The following is a 14,787-nucleotide window of genomic DNA, read 5'->3' on the forward strand; positions in this document are numbered from 1 at the left end:
GTTGTATTTGTGATTCGATTTGAACACGTTTCAAAGGTGTACAATGGAACGAAAGTGGTAGACTCGTTGCATTTAGAAATTAAAAAAGGGGAGTTTTTTGTCCTCATAGGTCCGAGTGGTTGCGGAAAGACGACCACGATGAAAATGATTAATCGTTTAATTGAAACGACAGAAGGCTCAATTTCTATCGACGGAAAAGATATTCAAGAATACAATATTCATGAATTACGTTGGAACATTGGGTACGTTCTGCAACAGATTGCCTTGTTTCCTCATATGACAATTGCCGAAAATATTGCGATTGTACCTGAAATGAGAAAATGGAGTAAAGAAAAAGTTCGGGAGCGTGTGGATGAGTTACTTGATATGGTTGGATTAGATCCAGATGTGTACAGAAATCGTATGCCTGATGAATTATCTGGTGGACAAAAGCAGCGTGTAGGAGTTGTAAGAGCACTAGCTGCCAACCCGAAAATTGTTCTGATGGATGAACCATTTAGTGCGCTAGATCCATTAAGCCGAGAACAGTTGCAAAAGGATATTGTAAAATTGCAGAAAAAAATCCAAAAAACCATTGTGTTCGTGACACATGATATGCAAGAAGCGTTAACACTTGGTGACCGAATTTGTGTGATGAAAAAAGGGAAGATCGTTCAATTAGATACACCAGAAGGAATCATACATAGTCCCGTAAATGATTTTGTAGAAGAATTTATTGGAAATCGTGTGCGCCCTTGGTATGAAGGAAAGAGCATTGAAGATGTGTTGCCATTTGTGAGTGATAAACAAGTAGAAAATGATGTTATACCTCTATCGACAAATGCTTCACTGCAAGAAGCTTTGATTCGTTTGGAAGCAGAAGAAGCTGTTCCAATTGAAAGAGATGGACAATGCATTGGGACATTAACAAGCCGTCATATTGTGGCATATTTGACTGGACAAATGAAGGAGATGGGGTAAATCGTGTCTGCATTATTACAAACGTTTCAAGAACGAAAGTTAGAATTACTTCGCGCTCTTATTGAACACCTTCAAATTTCACTTATTTCTTTATTTTTTGCAGTAATGATTGCCGTTCCGCTAGGCATTTTGTTAACGCGTCGAGAGAGAATTGCTGAATTCATTATAGGAACATCTGCAGTTATGCAAACAATTCCTTCATTGGCTTTACTAGGGCTTTTAATTCCCCTAGTTGGTATTGGAAAGGTGCCAGCAATTATCGCGTTAGTTGTATACGCGTTATTGCCAATTTTACGAAATACATATACGGGAATCCGTAAGTTAGATCCATCGCTTATTGAAGCAGCAAGAGCGATGGGAATGAACAGTTTTCGAAGATTATGGAGAATAGAACTTCCACTCGCATTACCGATTATAATGGCTGGAATTCGTACAGCGATGGTACTAATTGTCGGAACAGCTACGTTAGCTGCTTTAATAGGGGCTGGGGGGCTTGGAAAACTTATTTTACTCGGTATAGATCGAAATGATCATGCTCTTATCGTATTAGGGGCTGTACCAGCCGCATTGTTAGCTTTATTCTTTGACGGTGTACTTCGGATGTTTGAAAGCACTAGACGATCTCCTAAGCGATTTATAATGGCAATATGTATCATTGTGGTTGTTATAGCTGCACCATTTTTAGTGAATACGCAAAAGAAGGATATCGTAATTGCTGGGAAGCTTGGGTCTGAACCGGAAATTTTAATGCAAATGTATAAACAACTGATCGAACAAGATACTGATTTATCTGTAGAGCTTAAACCTGGGCTTGGGAAAACAGCATTTGTTTTTGAAGCTTTAAAATCGGGAGAAATTGATATGTACCCTGAATTCTCAGGGACTGCATTATCTACTTTTGTAAAAGAAGAACCAAAGAGTACAAATCGCAAAGAGGTATATGAACAAGCCCGCCAGGGGATGGAAAAGAAATATCAAATGGTGATGCTAAAGCCGATGGAATATAACAATACATATGCGCTTGCAATGCCAAGAGATATTGCAGAGCAATATAATGTAAAAACAATTTCAGATTTACGAAATGTTGCAGCAAATGTTAAGGCTGGATTTACATTAGAATTTGCAGATCGGGAAGATGGATATAAAGGGATGCAAAAGGTATATAACTTCCAGTTTCCAAATGTTAAAACGATGGAACCGAAGTTACGTTATAGCGCAATAGAATCTGGTGATGTTACTGTCATTGATGCTTATTCTACGGATAGTGAACTTGAGCAATATGAACTGCAAGTACTAGAAGATGATAAAGGATTGTTTCCACCGTATCAAGGAGCTCCATTGTTAAGAAAAGAGACACTTGAAAAGTATCCTGAACTTGAGAAGACATTAAATAAACTTGCTGGGAAAATCTCAGATGAAGATATGAGAAAAATGAATTATGAAGTAAATGTAAATGGTAAAAGTGCAGAAAAAGTAGCGAGGCAATTTTTAGAAAAAGAGGAGTTAATTCATTAATATTTACAAGAAATATACAATTTAATGATTGAAAATCGACCGTTCGTAATAAAATGAACGGTTTTTTTGTGCATACTTATACATTTTTTCAAAAAAGTATTCCCTTTTTGCTGATTTTCTTTTAGAATAAGTAATGTTTTCCTGAAAAAATATAATAGAAACGTCTATTAGAGAAAAAGGTGACTTTAATAGTTGAATGGATAAACATAACACCTAGAATGACAGATGGGGTGGTACCAATAGAAAAGAAATTAGGATTTTTTCCATTAATTGCATTAGTAGTAGGAACAATGGTTGGCGGGGGTGTTTTTAGTTTACCGCATGATTTAGCAGTAGGCGCAAATAGTGGCGCAACGATAATTGGATGGTGTATTACGGCAATGGGAATGATTCCGCTTGCACTTGTATACCAAACGTTAGCAAGACAAAAACCAGAACTTGAAGGTGGGATTTATAGTTATGCACGTGCAGGGTTTGGTGAATATATCGGTTTTAATAGTGCATGGGGCTACTGGCTTGCAGGGATTTTAGGAAACGTAGCTACGATTATGTTATTGTTTAGTACACTTGGATATTTTTTCCCTATTTTTAAAGGAGGAAACAACGTTGCATCCATCGTTGGTGCATCTCTATTATTATGGACACTTCACTTCCTTATTTTAATTGGAATTCGTGAAGCGTCTATTATGAACTTTATTGCAACAATTGGAAAACTTGTTCCGATTTTATTATTTATTGTCGTTATGATTACAGCGTTTCGCTGGGATACATTTACACATGATTTTTGGGGAGAGGGAAGTATTTCTATTTCTTCTGTCCTTGGTCAAGTGAAAAATACGATGCTTGTTACACTTTGGGTATTTATTGGTGTAGAAGGGGCAGTCGTATTATCTGGAAGGGCAAAAAACAGCAGGGATGTTGGAAAAGCAACGGTTGTTGGATTGATTTTAGTTATGTCCATCTATATTTTAATTTCAGTTCTTTCCATGGGAGCTATGACAAGACAAGAGCTTTCCGTGCTAGAAACGCCGTCAATGGGCCATGTATTAGAGCATGTTGTTGGACCATGGGGTGCAATTGCAATTAATATCGGATTGGTTGCTTCACTTATTGGGACATTAATTGGTTGGTTCTTACTCGTTTCTGAAATTTCACACGTAGCAGGGAAAGATGGCGTATTTCCAAAAGTATTTACGAAGACAAATAAAAAGCAGACACCACATGTTGCATTATGGATTTCAAATGGTGTGGCACAGACTTTGTTTATTATTGTATTGTTTTCGGAATCAACGTATCAAATGATGTATTTTATCGCATCTACATCTATTTTACTTCCGTACTTATTATCAGCACTTTATCAGTTGAAATTAGTTGTAACGAAGGAATTGAAAAGGGCAAGACTGAAAAATGGAGTACTGGCTTTAATTGCCGCATTATACTCTGTATGGCTGATTTATGCAGCAGGTTTAAAAAACTTATTACTTGTCTCAATCGTATATGGTATTGGACTTGTTGTTTATGTGTTTGCTCGAAAGGAAAAAGGAAATCGCTGTTTTTCTGGCATGGAGAGATATGTCATGGTTGTAATCGTGATTGCAGCGGCAGTATCGCTTTATATGCTTGTAACAGGTAATATAGAAATGTAAAAAAGTCCTTCTGAAGGACTTTTTTCTTTGTATACAAGGAATTTTAGTTTATTTACAGAATATCTAATATATAAGATATTTAGGAGGGATGAGAATGGAAGAAAAAGAGCAGCTGTTAAGAATTGTGGAATTAGCAAGTGATTTACGAAAAGTATTAGTGCAAGAATCATTTTTTAATCATCATCCCGAACTACGTGGAGTAATTGAGAATTTAGCTAGTTCTGTTGAGACCTTAGCAAGCCTGCAGCAGAATAAAGATGAAAATGCGGAGGATAAATTACGATACGTACTTGCTAAAATGAAAATTTCTTACAATGCGATTATGCAGGAGAAAAAAGCTTTTCCTTCTCAAATATAAATTTTATTTTTTATAACCTGACGGAGTACGTCGGGTTTTTTTGTTTCTAGTTTTCTTTTGCAGTTCATACAATAAAAATAGTATGAAAAAAAGAAGGTGAGTATAGTGAAGCTACATAAAGCTCTCCACCCAAGTTTTATAAAACGGATGTATCATATGAGGTTTCTTGGGAAATTTGTTGAAAGTCAGGAGGAGAATAAAGATACTTTTTCTGTACAATGTCTTTCACAAATCCCATCTGTTTTGAAATCACAATTTGAAAATGAAACGTATTTGTTTGAAGGGCTATATGCCAACAAAAAAAATGAGAGAATATTTGCGGATTTAAAGAAAAAAGGGTTAGAAAGACAAATAGTATTGTTTCGACTTTATTATGAAAGAGGGCATTTGTACGTTGAATTAATATGTACAGAGCAGCGGGAAATTGCGAATGCATATAAAATCATCCCATCGCCAAGATTAGCCGGGTATAAAAAGAGAGAGTCGTTAGAGCGAAAACTAGGGAATGGATTTTTATCTTTTCTTATTCCTAAATTTCCACACGACTTTGAAGTACCACAGTTGTTATGGTGTGAAGGAAGATTATATGGGAATTTATCTTTAAAATCATCCATTAGTTCAATCGCGTATTGCGAACAAAAAAAAGAATGTAAATATATCGAAATGGATGATTGGACCAAATATATAGAAGTGAAAGCGGATGATCATTTGTATTTTGTTCGAGAAAATATGTATGATCAGCTTCTAAAGAAAATTCTAGAAGAGGGAAAAAAGGTGGAAGTAGTGGACATAAAAGTGCAAAAAGAAGAAACAGAATGGAATGAGCGTGAATCTACATTTATACAATATGTACAGGATGTCATCAATAATAAAGACTTGTATTTAGATGCAACGGATATTTTTAATTTTCATATTAGTGTAAAAACAAATCTATTAACAATTCTTGCTGGAATCCCAGGAATCGGAAAATCACGTTTGGTGCAGGCATATGCAGAAGCATTAGGATTAACATATGGGGAAGAATTGTTATGGATTCCGATTTCTCCATCTTATCAAGAACCACACGATATACTAGGCTATCTTCATCCAAATGGAACATATATCGAGAGTGAAACGAAATTAATTCGAACATTATTAAAAGCGAATGAGAATCCGAATCAACTTTATATGATTGTATTTGATGAAATGAATATGTCACATATTGAGCATTGGTTTACACCATTTTTATCTATTCTTCAATTAGAAAAGAAAAATCGTATTCTTTCTTTATATGAGGAACGGACTGGGATAGAGAATGAAGTTCCATCCAAAATTGAAATTGGTGAAAATATTATTTTTATCGGGACTGTGAATTTTGATGAAACAACGAAAGAGTTATCGGATCGCTTATTAGATCGGGCAAATCTCATTACGCTTCAAAAAATTCCATTTTGTGAAATAAATCTGCAGCAAAATAAAGGGACACAAATTCCGCCCTTACAAGTGACAACCGGAGAATTTCGTCTAAATTGGTTACGAAATAAAGAGATGATGGATGTGTTTTCGGAAGAAGAATTAGAGTTATTAGATAAATTACATGATTTAATATCATCACATGACGCATCGAAAGGCGTTTCTTTTCGATGTGCTGCTGCGATTGCAACTTATTTGCAAAACATTCCCCAAAAAGATACTCAATCATATATGATTAGCCGAGAAGAAGGTTTTGATTTACAAGTGAAACAACGTATTTTAACAAAATTACGAGGTACGGAGGTGACAATTGGTTCACTTCTTCGTGATGATGAGAAAAAAGGACGATCGTTAGTAGCGTTATTACAATCTCCACTTGCAAATTGTGTCTCCGCATTCGAACATTCTCTAGCTTATATAAGGCAAAAACGGCGTGAATTGGAGTTGTATGGGTATGCAAAATGAGGAGCAGCACGAGACGGAAATTGTAGACACAAATGATAAGCTCCCGTTTGTATTAAAATTAATTATTGGAACAGAGGGAAAGGGAGACTTTGTATTTCTGAATCGCCTTTGTAAATACACGACAACAATGACACATTGTGTTTATAAAGTACAAGAATTAAAAGCATTACGTTTGATGTTACATTATCAAAAACCAGTCCGTGTCACTTTTGTATGGAATAAAGTGTATGAAGGGCAAAAGGGTAAGAAAGAATGGCAATATGAATTGCATGAAAAAAAACAAAAAGTATTATTATATGAACATGGAAAAACAGACTTTTTTTATCCATGGCGCTGCGGCTTGTATCATTTCGAGGTGCAAGTGGAAGAAGATGTATATTATGGAGCGTTTCAAATTGTCCCCAAAAATTTTTTGGATGATCAATTTGAAATGATTCAAAATTATGTAAAATCAATTTTAAGTGAAATTATGTTAGACCGTGGTTATTATAAAAAGACATTTTCAACACTAATTGATATTGAAGATTCTTCTTATTTAATGTTACTTCGCATGCTACCACAAAAAATGAAAAAAATAAAACAGCTATATAAAAAAGTTGAAGAGAACACGAAGTATATAGATAGATATGATTGGGAGGTACGAGAACGAAAAGCAACGATGAAAAGTGTAATAATGAGGGAGAAAAAGCTTACTGCTAAGTATTATAATCGTAGATTTATCGAACAAACAAATAGTTTAGAGAATGCCTTTCTAAAATTTACAACGAAACAATTTTATCAATATTTGCTTGAAGCTCAGGCTTTCTTACACAAAACAATTGAAATACTAGAAGGAACAATACAGACCAAAAAAGAGGAATTCCAATCTGTGAAAATAATTATGCATACTATTGAAAGAAATGGATCTGTAACGGACAGGGAGAAGCAAAAATATCGAAATATTCATTTGTTAAAAGAGGCAGACTTGCGGAAAGCATCTGTGAAAATACAAGAGTATAAAATTTTAAATCATATTGTACACCAAGCTATACTGTACTTTCAAAATTTGTTGAATTCTTCATTTTGGAGAGGGATTTCTGAAAAAACAAATATAACTATGCATGCTTTACCTGTTACACATCGGCAATTATTATATCATTTAGAATTTCTACCACGTTATAATCAACAATCTCCAGCATTATTATTTGTTTATAAACCAACATTTTTAGTGTATGAGTATTATGCATTTTTCATCATCATTTCTATATTGCAACAATTAAAATTTAAAGATGATATTCCACTTCTCGAACAAATTCAAACTTATTTTTACTTAGATGGTTTACAAGACGGTACGACAATTGTTTTAAATCGTGAAAATATCCAAATACATGTAGCGTTTAATGACCTTATTGAAACACATCCACTCATTGCACTTAGTAAAGGTAGCCATTTTTATAATGGAGAGGACACGAAAAAACCAGACATTCGTTTAGATTGTTATGTGAAACAAGGAGAGCGCTATGAGTACCAGTCTTCTATTATTATTGAAGTGAAATATAGCCCCATGTTTAATATTTTTCAGCCCGTAGGCAATACAAAAGCAACAGAACAGATGTATAAATATTGGTCTATTAAATATGTAGAAGAACAGGATGGAAAACATATTTTTCACCGAAGGGCGATCCATGAAGTGATTTGTGTATACCCAGGCAGTCATATGCATGGGAAGAAAATAGAAGCAGGTTGCGGAATCTTTCTGCAATTATATCCATATAAAACAAAGCAAGGAGAAGAAAAATTAGCTGGAAAGCATGGTCTTGTGCAAATTTTTGAGAAATGGCTAAAAACGGTAGTAACATAAAAAGACGGCACTGAAAAAGGGATTATTTTGAAAAAATAACGTGCATTGTCTCGGTATGTTGAAAAAATAAAGGGGTTCGTCGCCTGTAATAGTGGGTAATGGGCCCCTATTTCTTATAAAGTGGGCTTTTTATGTAGGTGAAGTGAATTTGTGTATTTTATATGAAATGTTAAACATACACTTTATAAGTAAAGAGAGTCTAGCATAAATATAAAGCATCTTTTATTCTTGTAAAAATTTTTTATAAGTCTAAAACTTGAATAGGAGAAGATTTTATTTTATAGAATATGTAATGAAGTAGTGAATAGTTTTAGGTTGCATACGAAGGTTTGTTCTTATATGATAGATAGTGAAAGCGTTATCAAAAACTAGAACGGCGATGGGAAAGGCGGGGAAATATGTTCCAGCGTGTTCAAACAAAGGAAGAACATTTTTGGTTCGAGCAACTGTGGGGAGATTTTTGTGAAGAGAGAGATTTAATGTTTGTAGAGCGTAATTTAAATCCATCACGATTTTTATTAATAGAAGGCGGGCAATATATCGGTACAGTAGAATGTATTCGATATACGACACCTGAACAATCTAATTCTGAGTTTTTTTATCCATTTTCTAAAAATGAGTTGGTGAAAGGATTAAAAAATGTTTATGAAATTGGAAAGTTAAGCATTGCGAAAACGTCGCGTGGAAGAGGGCATTTCAAAAGGTTAACAGCTATTTTATTTATACATGCTTTGGAAATGAAAGCTGAGTGGTATATTGCTGTTGTTACAAAAAGAATGTATATGTATTTACTTACACTAGGGTTTCCAATTGAACCAATTGATGACCCATTTCCTTTTCATGATGCATTACAGGGGGTGCCTGTTCGAATTCATGCTCGAAAAGGAGTAACGCATTTGTATTCTTTAAAAGAATTTCGGGATATTATTCAAGGGAATGCTCATGCACAGGCATTAATCAAAGAAAACAGTAAAAACATTATGTTAACAAGGTGAAGTGTCACAAATTTTTACAAATTATTGTGATTGATATCACATCCTTTTTTCTTCATGTATATTACGCTTTAGTTGTAATGATTGATTAGGAGAGGGTGGGATGATATGTTTTGCTATCAATGTGAACAAACGCCAACAGGCGGATGTAAAGTAATGGGTGTTTGCGGGAAGAATGAAACAATTGCGAGTTTACAAGATACAATTGTGTTTGGATTAAAAGGAATTGCGGCTTATCGTACCCATGCTGCACAGCTTGGGTATACAGATCAGTTTGTGGACGCTACGACTCATGAAGCGTTATATATGACATTAACAAATTCTAACTTTAATGAACAAGAACATATTGATATGGCTATGAAAGTTGGGAAATCAGCTTTACGGATAATGGAACTGTTAGATGAGGCACATACGAATTATTTTGGTGTTCCAGAGCCTGTTCAAATTACACAAAACCGTGTAGAAGGTAAGGCAATTGTTGTTACTGGCCATAATCTATTTGCATTAGAGGAATTATTAAGGCAAACAGAAGGAAAAGGAATTAATATTTATACTCATTCGGAAATGCTACCAGCGCATGGGTATCCACAGCTAAAAAAATATAAACATTTAAAAGGAAATATTGGTAAGGCATGGTATGATCAGCGACGCCTCTTTGAAAAGTTTACTGGTGCAATATTGGCTACAACGAACTGTGTTATGCCAATTAAAGGATCGTATTCTGATCGCTTCTTTTCATATGATATTGCAGGCCTTGAGGGTGTACAGAAAATTGAAAATGATGATTTTGCACCATTGATTCATAAAGCGCTAGAACTTCCAGAAGTACATATGGAGTCGGATGAACAGCTGGTAACAGGTTTTCATCATAATACAGTATTATCATTAGCACCAGAAATCATTCAGGCGGTAAGAGAAGGGAAAATTAAGCGTTTCTTTGTTATCGCAGGTTGTGATGCACCAGGTAAAGGTGGAGAGTACTATCGTGAATTAGCAATGTCACTTCCGCAAGAAACAGTTATATTAACGACATCGTGCGGGAAATTCCGCTTTAATGATGTGAATTATGGTGTTGTGCCAGGTACGGAAATTCCACGTTACATTGACTTAGGGCAATGTAATAATTCTATATCTACAATAAAAATAGCAGCTGCTTTAGCTGATGCTTTTCAATGTGAAGTGAATGAATTGCCAGTTAGTATTGTTTTATCGTGGTTTGAACAAAAAGCGGTTGCGATTTTACTTGGGTTATTTAGTCTCGGGATTCAAGATATTCGTATTGGACCAAAGGCACCTGAATTTATTTCACCTGGTGTGCTTGATGTATTACAAGAAACGTTTGGTTTAAAACTTATTACAACTGCAGCAGAAGATATGAATATGATGTTATCGTAACAAAAAGGATGTCTTGTAATGAGACATCCTTTTTGTATAAAGTGAACTTTCCATCAGTGGAGCGCTTTATTCTTCGCACCGATAAGAATAAGTAAAAAAGCGCATGAAAATTGACCGGGGGGAGTCAATTTTCATGCGCGAACACACGATTGGGAAAGAACTAAAATCCGAATATACTTAAAATCATTTTACGACGTTTCGGCTTTTCTTCTCGTTCATATGTTGGCGTGATATCAGGTGTAATGTATATTTGTTCTTTTTTCTCAAGGGCAGCTTCTAATTTTTGAATTCTATCCATCATTTCTTCCATTTCTCTGCGATGTTGTAGCAATTGGTAATTGACGACATCATCTGCTTTATCATGCAGTTGTTCTTCTATACGATTTAAACGGTGTGTAATTGTATTTAATTGTGTAACAAGTTGATCAAAATCAATTGATGGTTCTACTTGTGAAATGGTAGCTGGGGATGAAGGTTGTTCTATTTGAGAACGATGAAACTCTAACATTGTATCTAAGTCGTCTTGAGTAAAAATAAAATGACCGTATTTGTTTTTTTCTATGTTGAGATTCAATTGTTGTGCAATCCGAACCACTGCCTTTGGGCTAACACCTAACTTTTTCGCAATAATGGGTGTTTTATATTCCAAGGTAAATCCCTCCTATATATATCCTGTTGAATGATTTCGAGGTACTAAGCCTCTTCCCTGCATGGATGACAAAAGAAGTGAGGAATCGGCAAAGAAAGTGTTTTTTCACGAAAATTAGTTTTTTAACATATAAATATTTCTAAAAAGAGAAAAAAATGTCTCTTTTTAGAAATTACTCCTGTTTGACGGAAAGAAGATAATTAGATTATCATAAATATAAATATCCTCTTTATGTATGCATATAATGTATAAAAAGGTGATAGCGAATGTAGAAACTTGTAAGATGATAAGAAGAGCTTTTTTGTTTGAATAAATTTAGTAGGAGGTGGCTTCCTTGCTTACAGGGTAAGTAAGGAAACGTATTTGGACATATATAGTATAAGTATGGTGATTGTTTTGATTGCCTTAACTGCATTTTTCGTTGCGGCTGAATTTGCAATTGTGAAAGTAAGAAGTTCACGCATCGATTTTTTAATTGCAGAAGGGAATAAACGTGCAGCTTCTGTGAAAACAGTCATTACAAACTTAGACGAGTATTTATCAGCTTGTCAATTAGGGATTACAGTTACAGCTCTTGGACTTGGATGGTTAGGAAAACCGGCGATAAAGCACATGTTTGACTCGCTTTTTGCAAGATGGGAAGTGCCTCCCCAGGTTGCTGATGTTTTAGCTGTGACTCTAGTGTTTATGTTCATTACTTTTTTCCATGTTGTTGTGGGAGAATTAGCACCCAAAACATTGGCAATTCAAAAAGCAGAACAAGTGAGCTTACTTGTTGTGAAACCGCTTATTTTCTTTTATCGAATTGCTTTTCCGTTCATATGGCTTTTAAATGGTTCAGCTCGATATGTAACAAAAATATTCGGTTTACAGACTGCAAAAGAGCACGAGGGAGTCCATTCAGAAGAAGAATTACGGTTATTAGTGTCAGAAAGCTATAAGAATGGAGAAATTAATCAATCTGAATTTAAATATGTAAATAAAATTTTTGAATTTGATGATCGTATTGCAAAAGAAATTATGGTCCCGCGGACAGAAATGCACATTTTAGATAAAGATATGTCTGTTAAAGAAGCATTGCAAAAAATGTCCAATGAAAAATATACAAGATACCCAGTTGTTGATGGGGATAAGGATCATGTTATTGGTTTTGTAAACTTTAAAGATATTTTCACAGATTTTGTGAAACATGGTGCTTTTAGTAAAGAAACAGTGCAGCAGTATATTCGCCCCATTATACTTGTCATTGAATCGATAGCAGTTCATGATTTATTTCTAAAAATGCAACGAGAGCGTACACATATTGCTATATTAATTGATGAATATGGTGGGACATCAGGTCTTGTAACGGTTGAAGATATATTAGAGGAAATTGTTGGTGATATTCAAGATGAATTTGATATAGATGAAAAACCAGAAATTCAACATATTAGTGAAACGAAAACAATTCTTGAAGGAAAAGTACTTGTTAGCGAAGTAAATACATTATTAGGTTTATCAATTGATGATGATGACGTTGATACAATAGGTGGATGGATTTTAACAAAGCACTTAGAAATCTCAGAAGATGACATTGTTGAAATTGAAGATTATAATTTTTGTGTTAAGGAATTGGATGGTCACTACATTAAGCAAATAGAAGTGACAAAGCGAGTAGTTCCCATTCTAATTTCAGAAACCGAGCAGCCAATATCATTACAGGAACAGGTAAGTTCTTAAAAAATACCAAAAGGTACACTTGCTGTTTAAGCAAGTGTACCTTTTGGTTATAGTGTATTATTCCATCTCTTGTTTAAAAATAGTATCTTCAACATAAATTTGTTCTTTATCTACCGCTGTACTGTGTGCAAGAACTAAACCAATTGGTGTATGTGTACCTTTATTTTGAATGATTGTAAAAGGTACATTTTTTTCGTTTGCTAATTTAATGTATTTTGATAAATGTGGGTAAGAGATGCTGCCGTTTACAAATAGCTGTAATGATTGAGAAGTGCGCATACTGTTAGCTACTTCAGTATAAACGTTGCTTTGCATCACTTGACCGATCGTTAAAGCGATTTCTACACGCTCACGCAATGTGTTTAAGTACATATTGCGTTCTTCTGGTTTGTTTTGCTTTTGGCCATGAATGCCTTCTTGGAGATAATCATCCACATTTTTATTTACCATATTTTTCACACCTTTCATATCTTATTGTACGCAAGAAATGAAAAGTATGCAAAAAAAGTCATTTCAAATACCATATTCAAATTAACTTTATCAACAGAAATTAACAAAATGTGACAACAATCTCTTAACGAAATCTGTTTTTTGTGTTAATATTCAAAATATATAGGGTATTCGTCGCATGGAAATGGAGGAAATGGGGGTTTTTCCAATCGATAAGGATATTAAAGAAGTATTTTGTTCGCACTTGAAAAACAATAGGCATCAATTCGTAGAGAACTGGAAAAACAAAATGATAATCTCCGAAGAAGATCCATTTAAACAAGAAGTAACACGAAACGGTGAGAATGTATTAGAGTTAATTGTCGAACTTATTATGGAAGAAAGGGATATAACTCTTCTACAACCGTTATGTGAAAAAATGGCAATTGAGCGGGCGGGGGCAGACGCAAATATTGGAGATTTTGTTTATAACGCGAATGTAGGAAGAAATGAACTATTTGAAGCAATGTGCGAATTAGATGTAAAGGCTCGTGAGCTAAAACCAATTATAACAAAAATACATACTTGTTTTGACAGATTGATTTATTATACGGTTTTAAAATATTCGGAAATTATATCGAGAAATTTAGAAGAAAAACAGCAATATATAAATGAAACACATAAAGAAAGGTTGACGATTTTAGGACAAATGTCAGCTAGTTTTGTTCATGAGTTTCGAAATCCATTAACCTCAATTATGGGGTTTGTGAAATTATTGAAATTAGATCATCCGAATTTATCATATTTGGATATTATTTCACATGAATTGGATCAATTAAATTTTCGTATTTCGCAATTTTTACTCGTTTCAAAAAAAGAAATGTGGAATGAGTCTGAGCGATTTTGGCTAAATGATTTGTTTCATGAAATTATTCATTTCTTATATCCAAGTTTAGTTAATACGAATGTTTCAATTGAAAAAAACTTACCGTATCCTATTTCATTTATGGGATACCGTAGTGAAGTGAGACAAGTTTTTCTAAATATTTTAATGAACTCAATCGATGCTCTCGAAGTGATTAAAGAAAATCGTAAAATTATTATCGATGTATGTGAAGAGGAAGAAAGGATTCATATCGTTATTAAAAATAATGGCCCAATGATCCCAGCAGAAAGTATTGAAACGATTTTTGAACCATTTGTCACGACAAAGAAATTAGGAACGGGTATCGGTTTATTTGTATGTAAACAAATTGTTGAGAAGCATAATGGATTAATTACATGTCACTCTAATACAGAATGGACAGAATTTCAAATTTCATTTCAAAAGTAAAGAGAAAAAATTCTACACCAACGGGGATGGTGTA

The 14,787-nt window shown here is 34.3% G+C and carries 12 protein-coding genes; 10 read left to right on the top strand and 2 right to left on the bottom strand.

Annotation, left to right across the window (positions count from 1 at the left end):
• The first annotated feature begins 9 nt into the window (after positions 1-9).
• The 8 genes from CN288_RS14235 (at position 10) to hcp (ending at position 10,623) form a co-directional block, all read left to right on the top strand.
• Entirely contained in the window at positions 10-960 is a 951-nt protein-coding gene (locus tag CN288_RS14235; RefSeq protein WP_098302506.1) for an ABC transporter ATP-binding protein, read from the top strand.
• Positions 961-963: 3 nt separating this feature from the next.
• Positions 964-2,475 carry an ABC transporter permease/substrate-binding protein gene (locus CN288_RS14240; RefSeq protein WP_026594320.1) on the top strand — a complete coding sequence of 504 codons (1,512 nt, stop codon included), beginning with the start codon at positions 964-966 and terminating at the stop codon, positions 2,473-2,475.
• A gap of 218 nt (positions 2,476-2,693) precedes the next feature.
• Positions 2,694-4,121 carry an arginine-ornithine antiporter gene (gene arcD, locus CN288_RS14245; RefSeq protein ID WP_098302523.1) on the top strand — a complete coding sequence of 476 codons (1,428 nt, stop codon included), beginning with the start codon at positions 2,694-2,696 and terminating at the stop codon, positions 4,119-4,121.
• A gap of 94 nt (positions 4,122-4,215) precedes the next feature.
• Complete coding sequence (locus tag CN288_RS14250) at positions 4,216-4,479, top strand: hypothetical protein (RefSeq protein WP_026594322.1); 264 nt, start codon at positions 4,216-4,218, stop codon at positions 4,477-4,479.
• Between the two features lie 105 nt (positions 4,480-4,584).
• The gene (locus CN288_RS14255) at positions 4,585-6,396 is read left to right on the top strand and encodes an McrB family protein (protein WP_026594323.1); all 1,812 of its coding nucleotides are present in this window, start codon (positions 4,585-4,587) and stop codon (positions 6,394-6,396) included.
• Positions 6,386-8,236, top strand: a complete 1,851-nt coding sequence (locus tag CN288_RS14260; protein ID WP_098302507.1) for a hypothetical protein — start codon at positions 6,386-6,388, stop codon at positions 8,234-8,236. The genes CN288_RS14255 and CN288_RS14260 overlap by 11 nt, the downstream gene beginning before the upstream one ends.
• 398 nt (positions 8,237-8,634) lie before the next feature.
• Positions 8,635-9,231 carry a hypothetical protein gene (locus tag CN288_RS14265; RefSeq protein ID WP_026594325.1) on the top strand — a complete coding sequence of 199 codons (597 nt, stop codon included), beginning with the start codon at positions 8,635-8,637 and terminating at the stop codon, positions 9,229-9,231.
• A 105-nt stretch (positions 9,232-9,336) separates the two neighbouring features.
• On the top strand, positions 9,337-10,623 hold the full coding sequence (gene hcp / locus CN288_RS14270; RefSeq protein WP_026594326.1) for a hydroxylamine reductase: 1,287 nt from the start codon (positions 9,337-9,339) through the stop codon (positions 10,621-10,623).
• 160 nt (positions 10,624-10,783) lie between these two features.
• Here hcp and CN288_RS14275 read toward each other — a convergent pair whose 3' ends face one another.
• Positions 10,784-11,272: a chromosome segregation protein gene (locus CN288_RS14275; protein ID WP_026594327.1), complete on the bottom strand. Its 489-nt coding sequence runs from the start codon at positions 11,270-11,272 to the stop codon at positions 10,784-10,786.
• A gap of 384 nt (positions 11,273-11,656) precedes the next feature.
• On the opposite strand from CN288_RS14275, the gene CN288_RS14280 reads away from it, so the two are divergent.
• Positions 11,657-12,991: a hemolysin family protein gene (locus CN288_RS14280; RefSeq protein WP_141527974.1), complete on the top strand. Its 1,335-nt coding sequence runs from the start codon at positions 11,657-11,659 to the stop codon at positions 12,989-12,991.
• 57 nt (positions 12,992-13,048) lie between these two features.
• On the opposite strand, the gene CN288_RS14285 is transcribed toward CN288_RS14280, so the two are convergent.
• Positions 13,049-13,441, bottom strand: coding sequence for a YueI family protein (locus tag CN288_RS14285; protein WP_098302509.1), 393 nt, complete (start codon positions 13,439-13,441; stop codon positions 13,049-13,051).
• A 178-nt stretch (positions 13,442-13,619) separates the two neighbouring features.
• Between CN288_RS14285 and CN288_RS14290 the strand changes: the two genes are divergently transcribed.
• Positions 13,620-14,753, top strand: a complete 1,134-nt coding sequence (locus tag CN288_RS14290) for a BA2291 family sporulation histidine kinase (protein ID WP_090689179.1) — start codon at positions 13,620-13,622, stop codon at positions 14,751-14,753.
• The last annotated feature ends 34 nt before the right edge of the window (positions 14,754-14,787 follow it).

The sequence above is a fragment of the Bacillus sp. AFS023182 genome, assembly GCF_002560575.1.
Classification (GTDB): Bacteria; Bacillota; Bacilli; order Bacillales; family Bacillaceae_G; genus Bacillus_A; species Bacillus_A arachidis.

Coding starts and splice junctions, on each gene's coding strand:
- CN288_RS14285 (WP_098302509.1), bottom strand. CDS start 13,441: ATGGTAAATAAAAATGTGGATGATTATCTCCAAGAAGGCATTCATGGC.
- CN288_RS14265 (WP_026594325.1), top strand. CDS start 8,635: ATGTTCCAGCGTGTTCAAACAAAGGAAGAACATTTTTGGTTCGAGCAA.
- CN288_RS14250 (WP_026594322.1), top strand. CDS start 4,216: ATGGAAGAAAAAGAGCAGCTGTTAAGAATTGTGGAATTAGCAAGTGAT.
- CN288_RS14280 (WP_141527974.1), top strand. CDS start 11,657: ATGGTGATTGTTTTGATTGCCTTAACTGCATTTTTCGTTGCGGCTGAA.
- CN288_RS14260 (WP_098302507.1), top strand. CDS start 6,386: ATGCAAAATGAGGAGCAGCACGAGACGGAAATTGTAGACACAAATGAT.
- hcp (WP_026594326.1), top strand. CDS start 9,337: ATGTTTTGCTATCAATGTGAACAAACGCCAACAGGCGGATGTAAAGTA.
- arcD (WP_098302523.1), top strand. CDS start 2,694: ATGACAGATGGGGTGGTACCAATAGAAAAGAAATTAGGATTTTTTCCA.
- CN288_RS14290 (WP_090689179.1), top strand. CDS start 13,620: ATGGAAATGGAGGAAATGGGGGTTTTTCCAATCGATAAGGATATTAAA.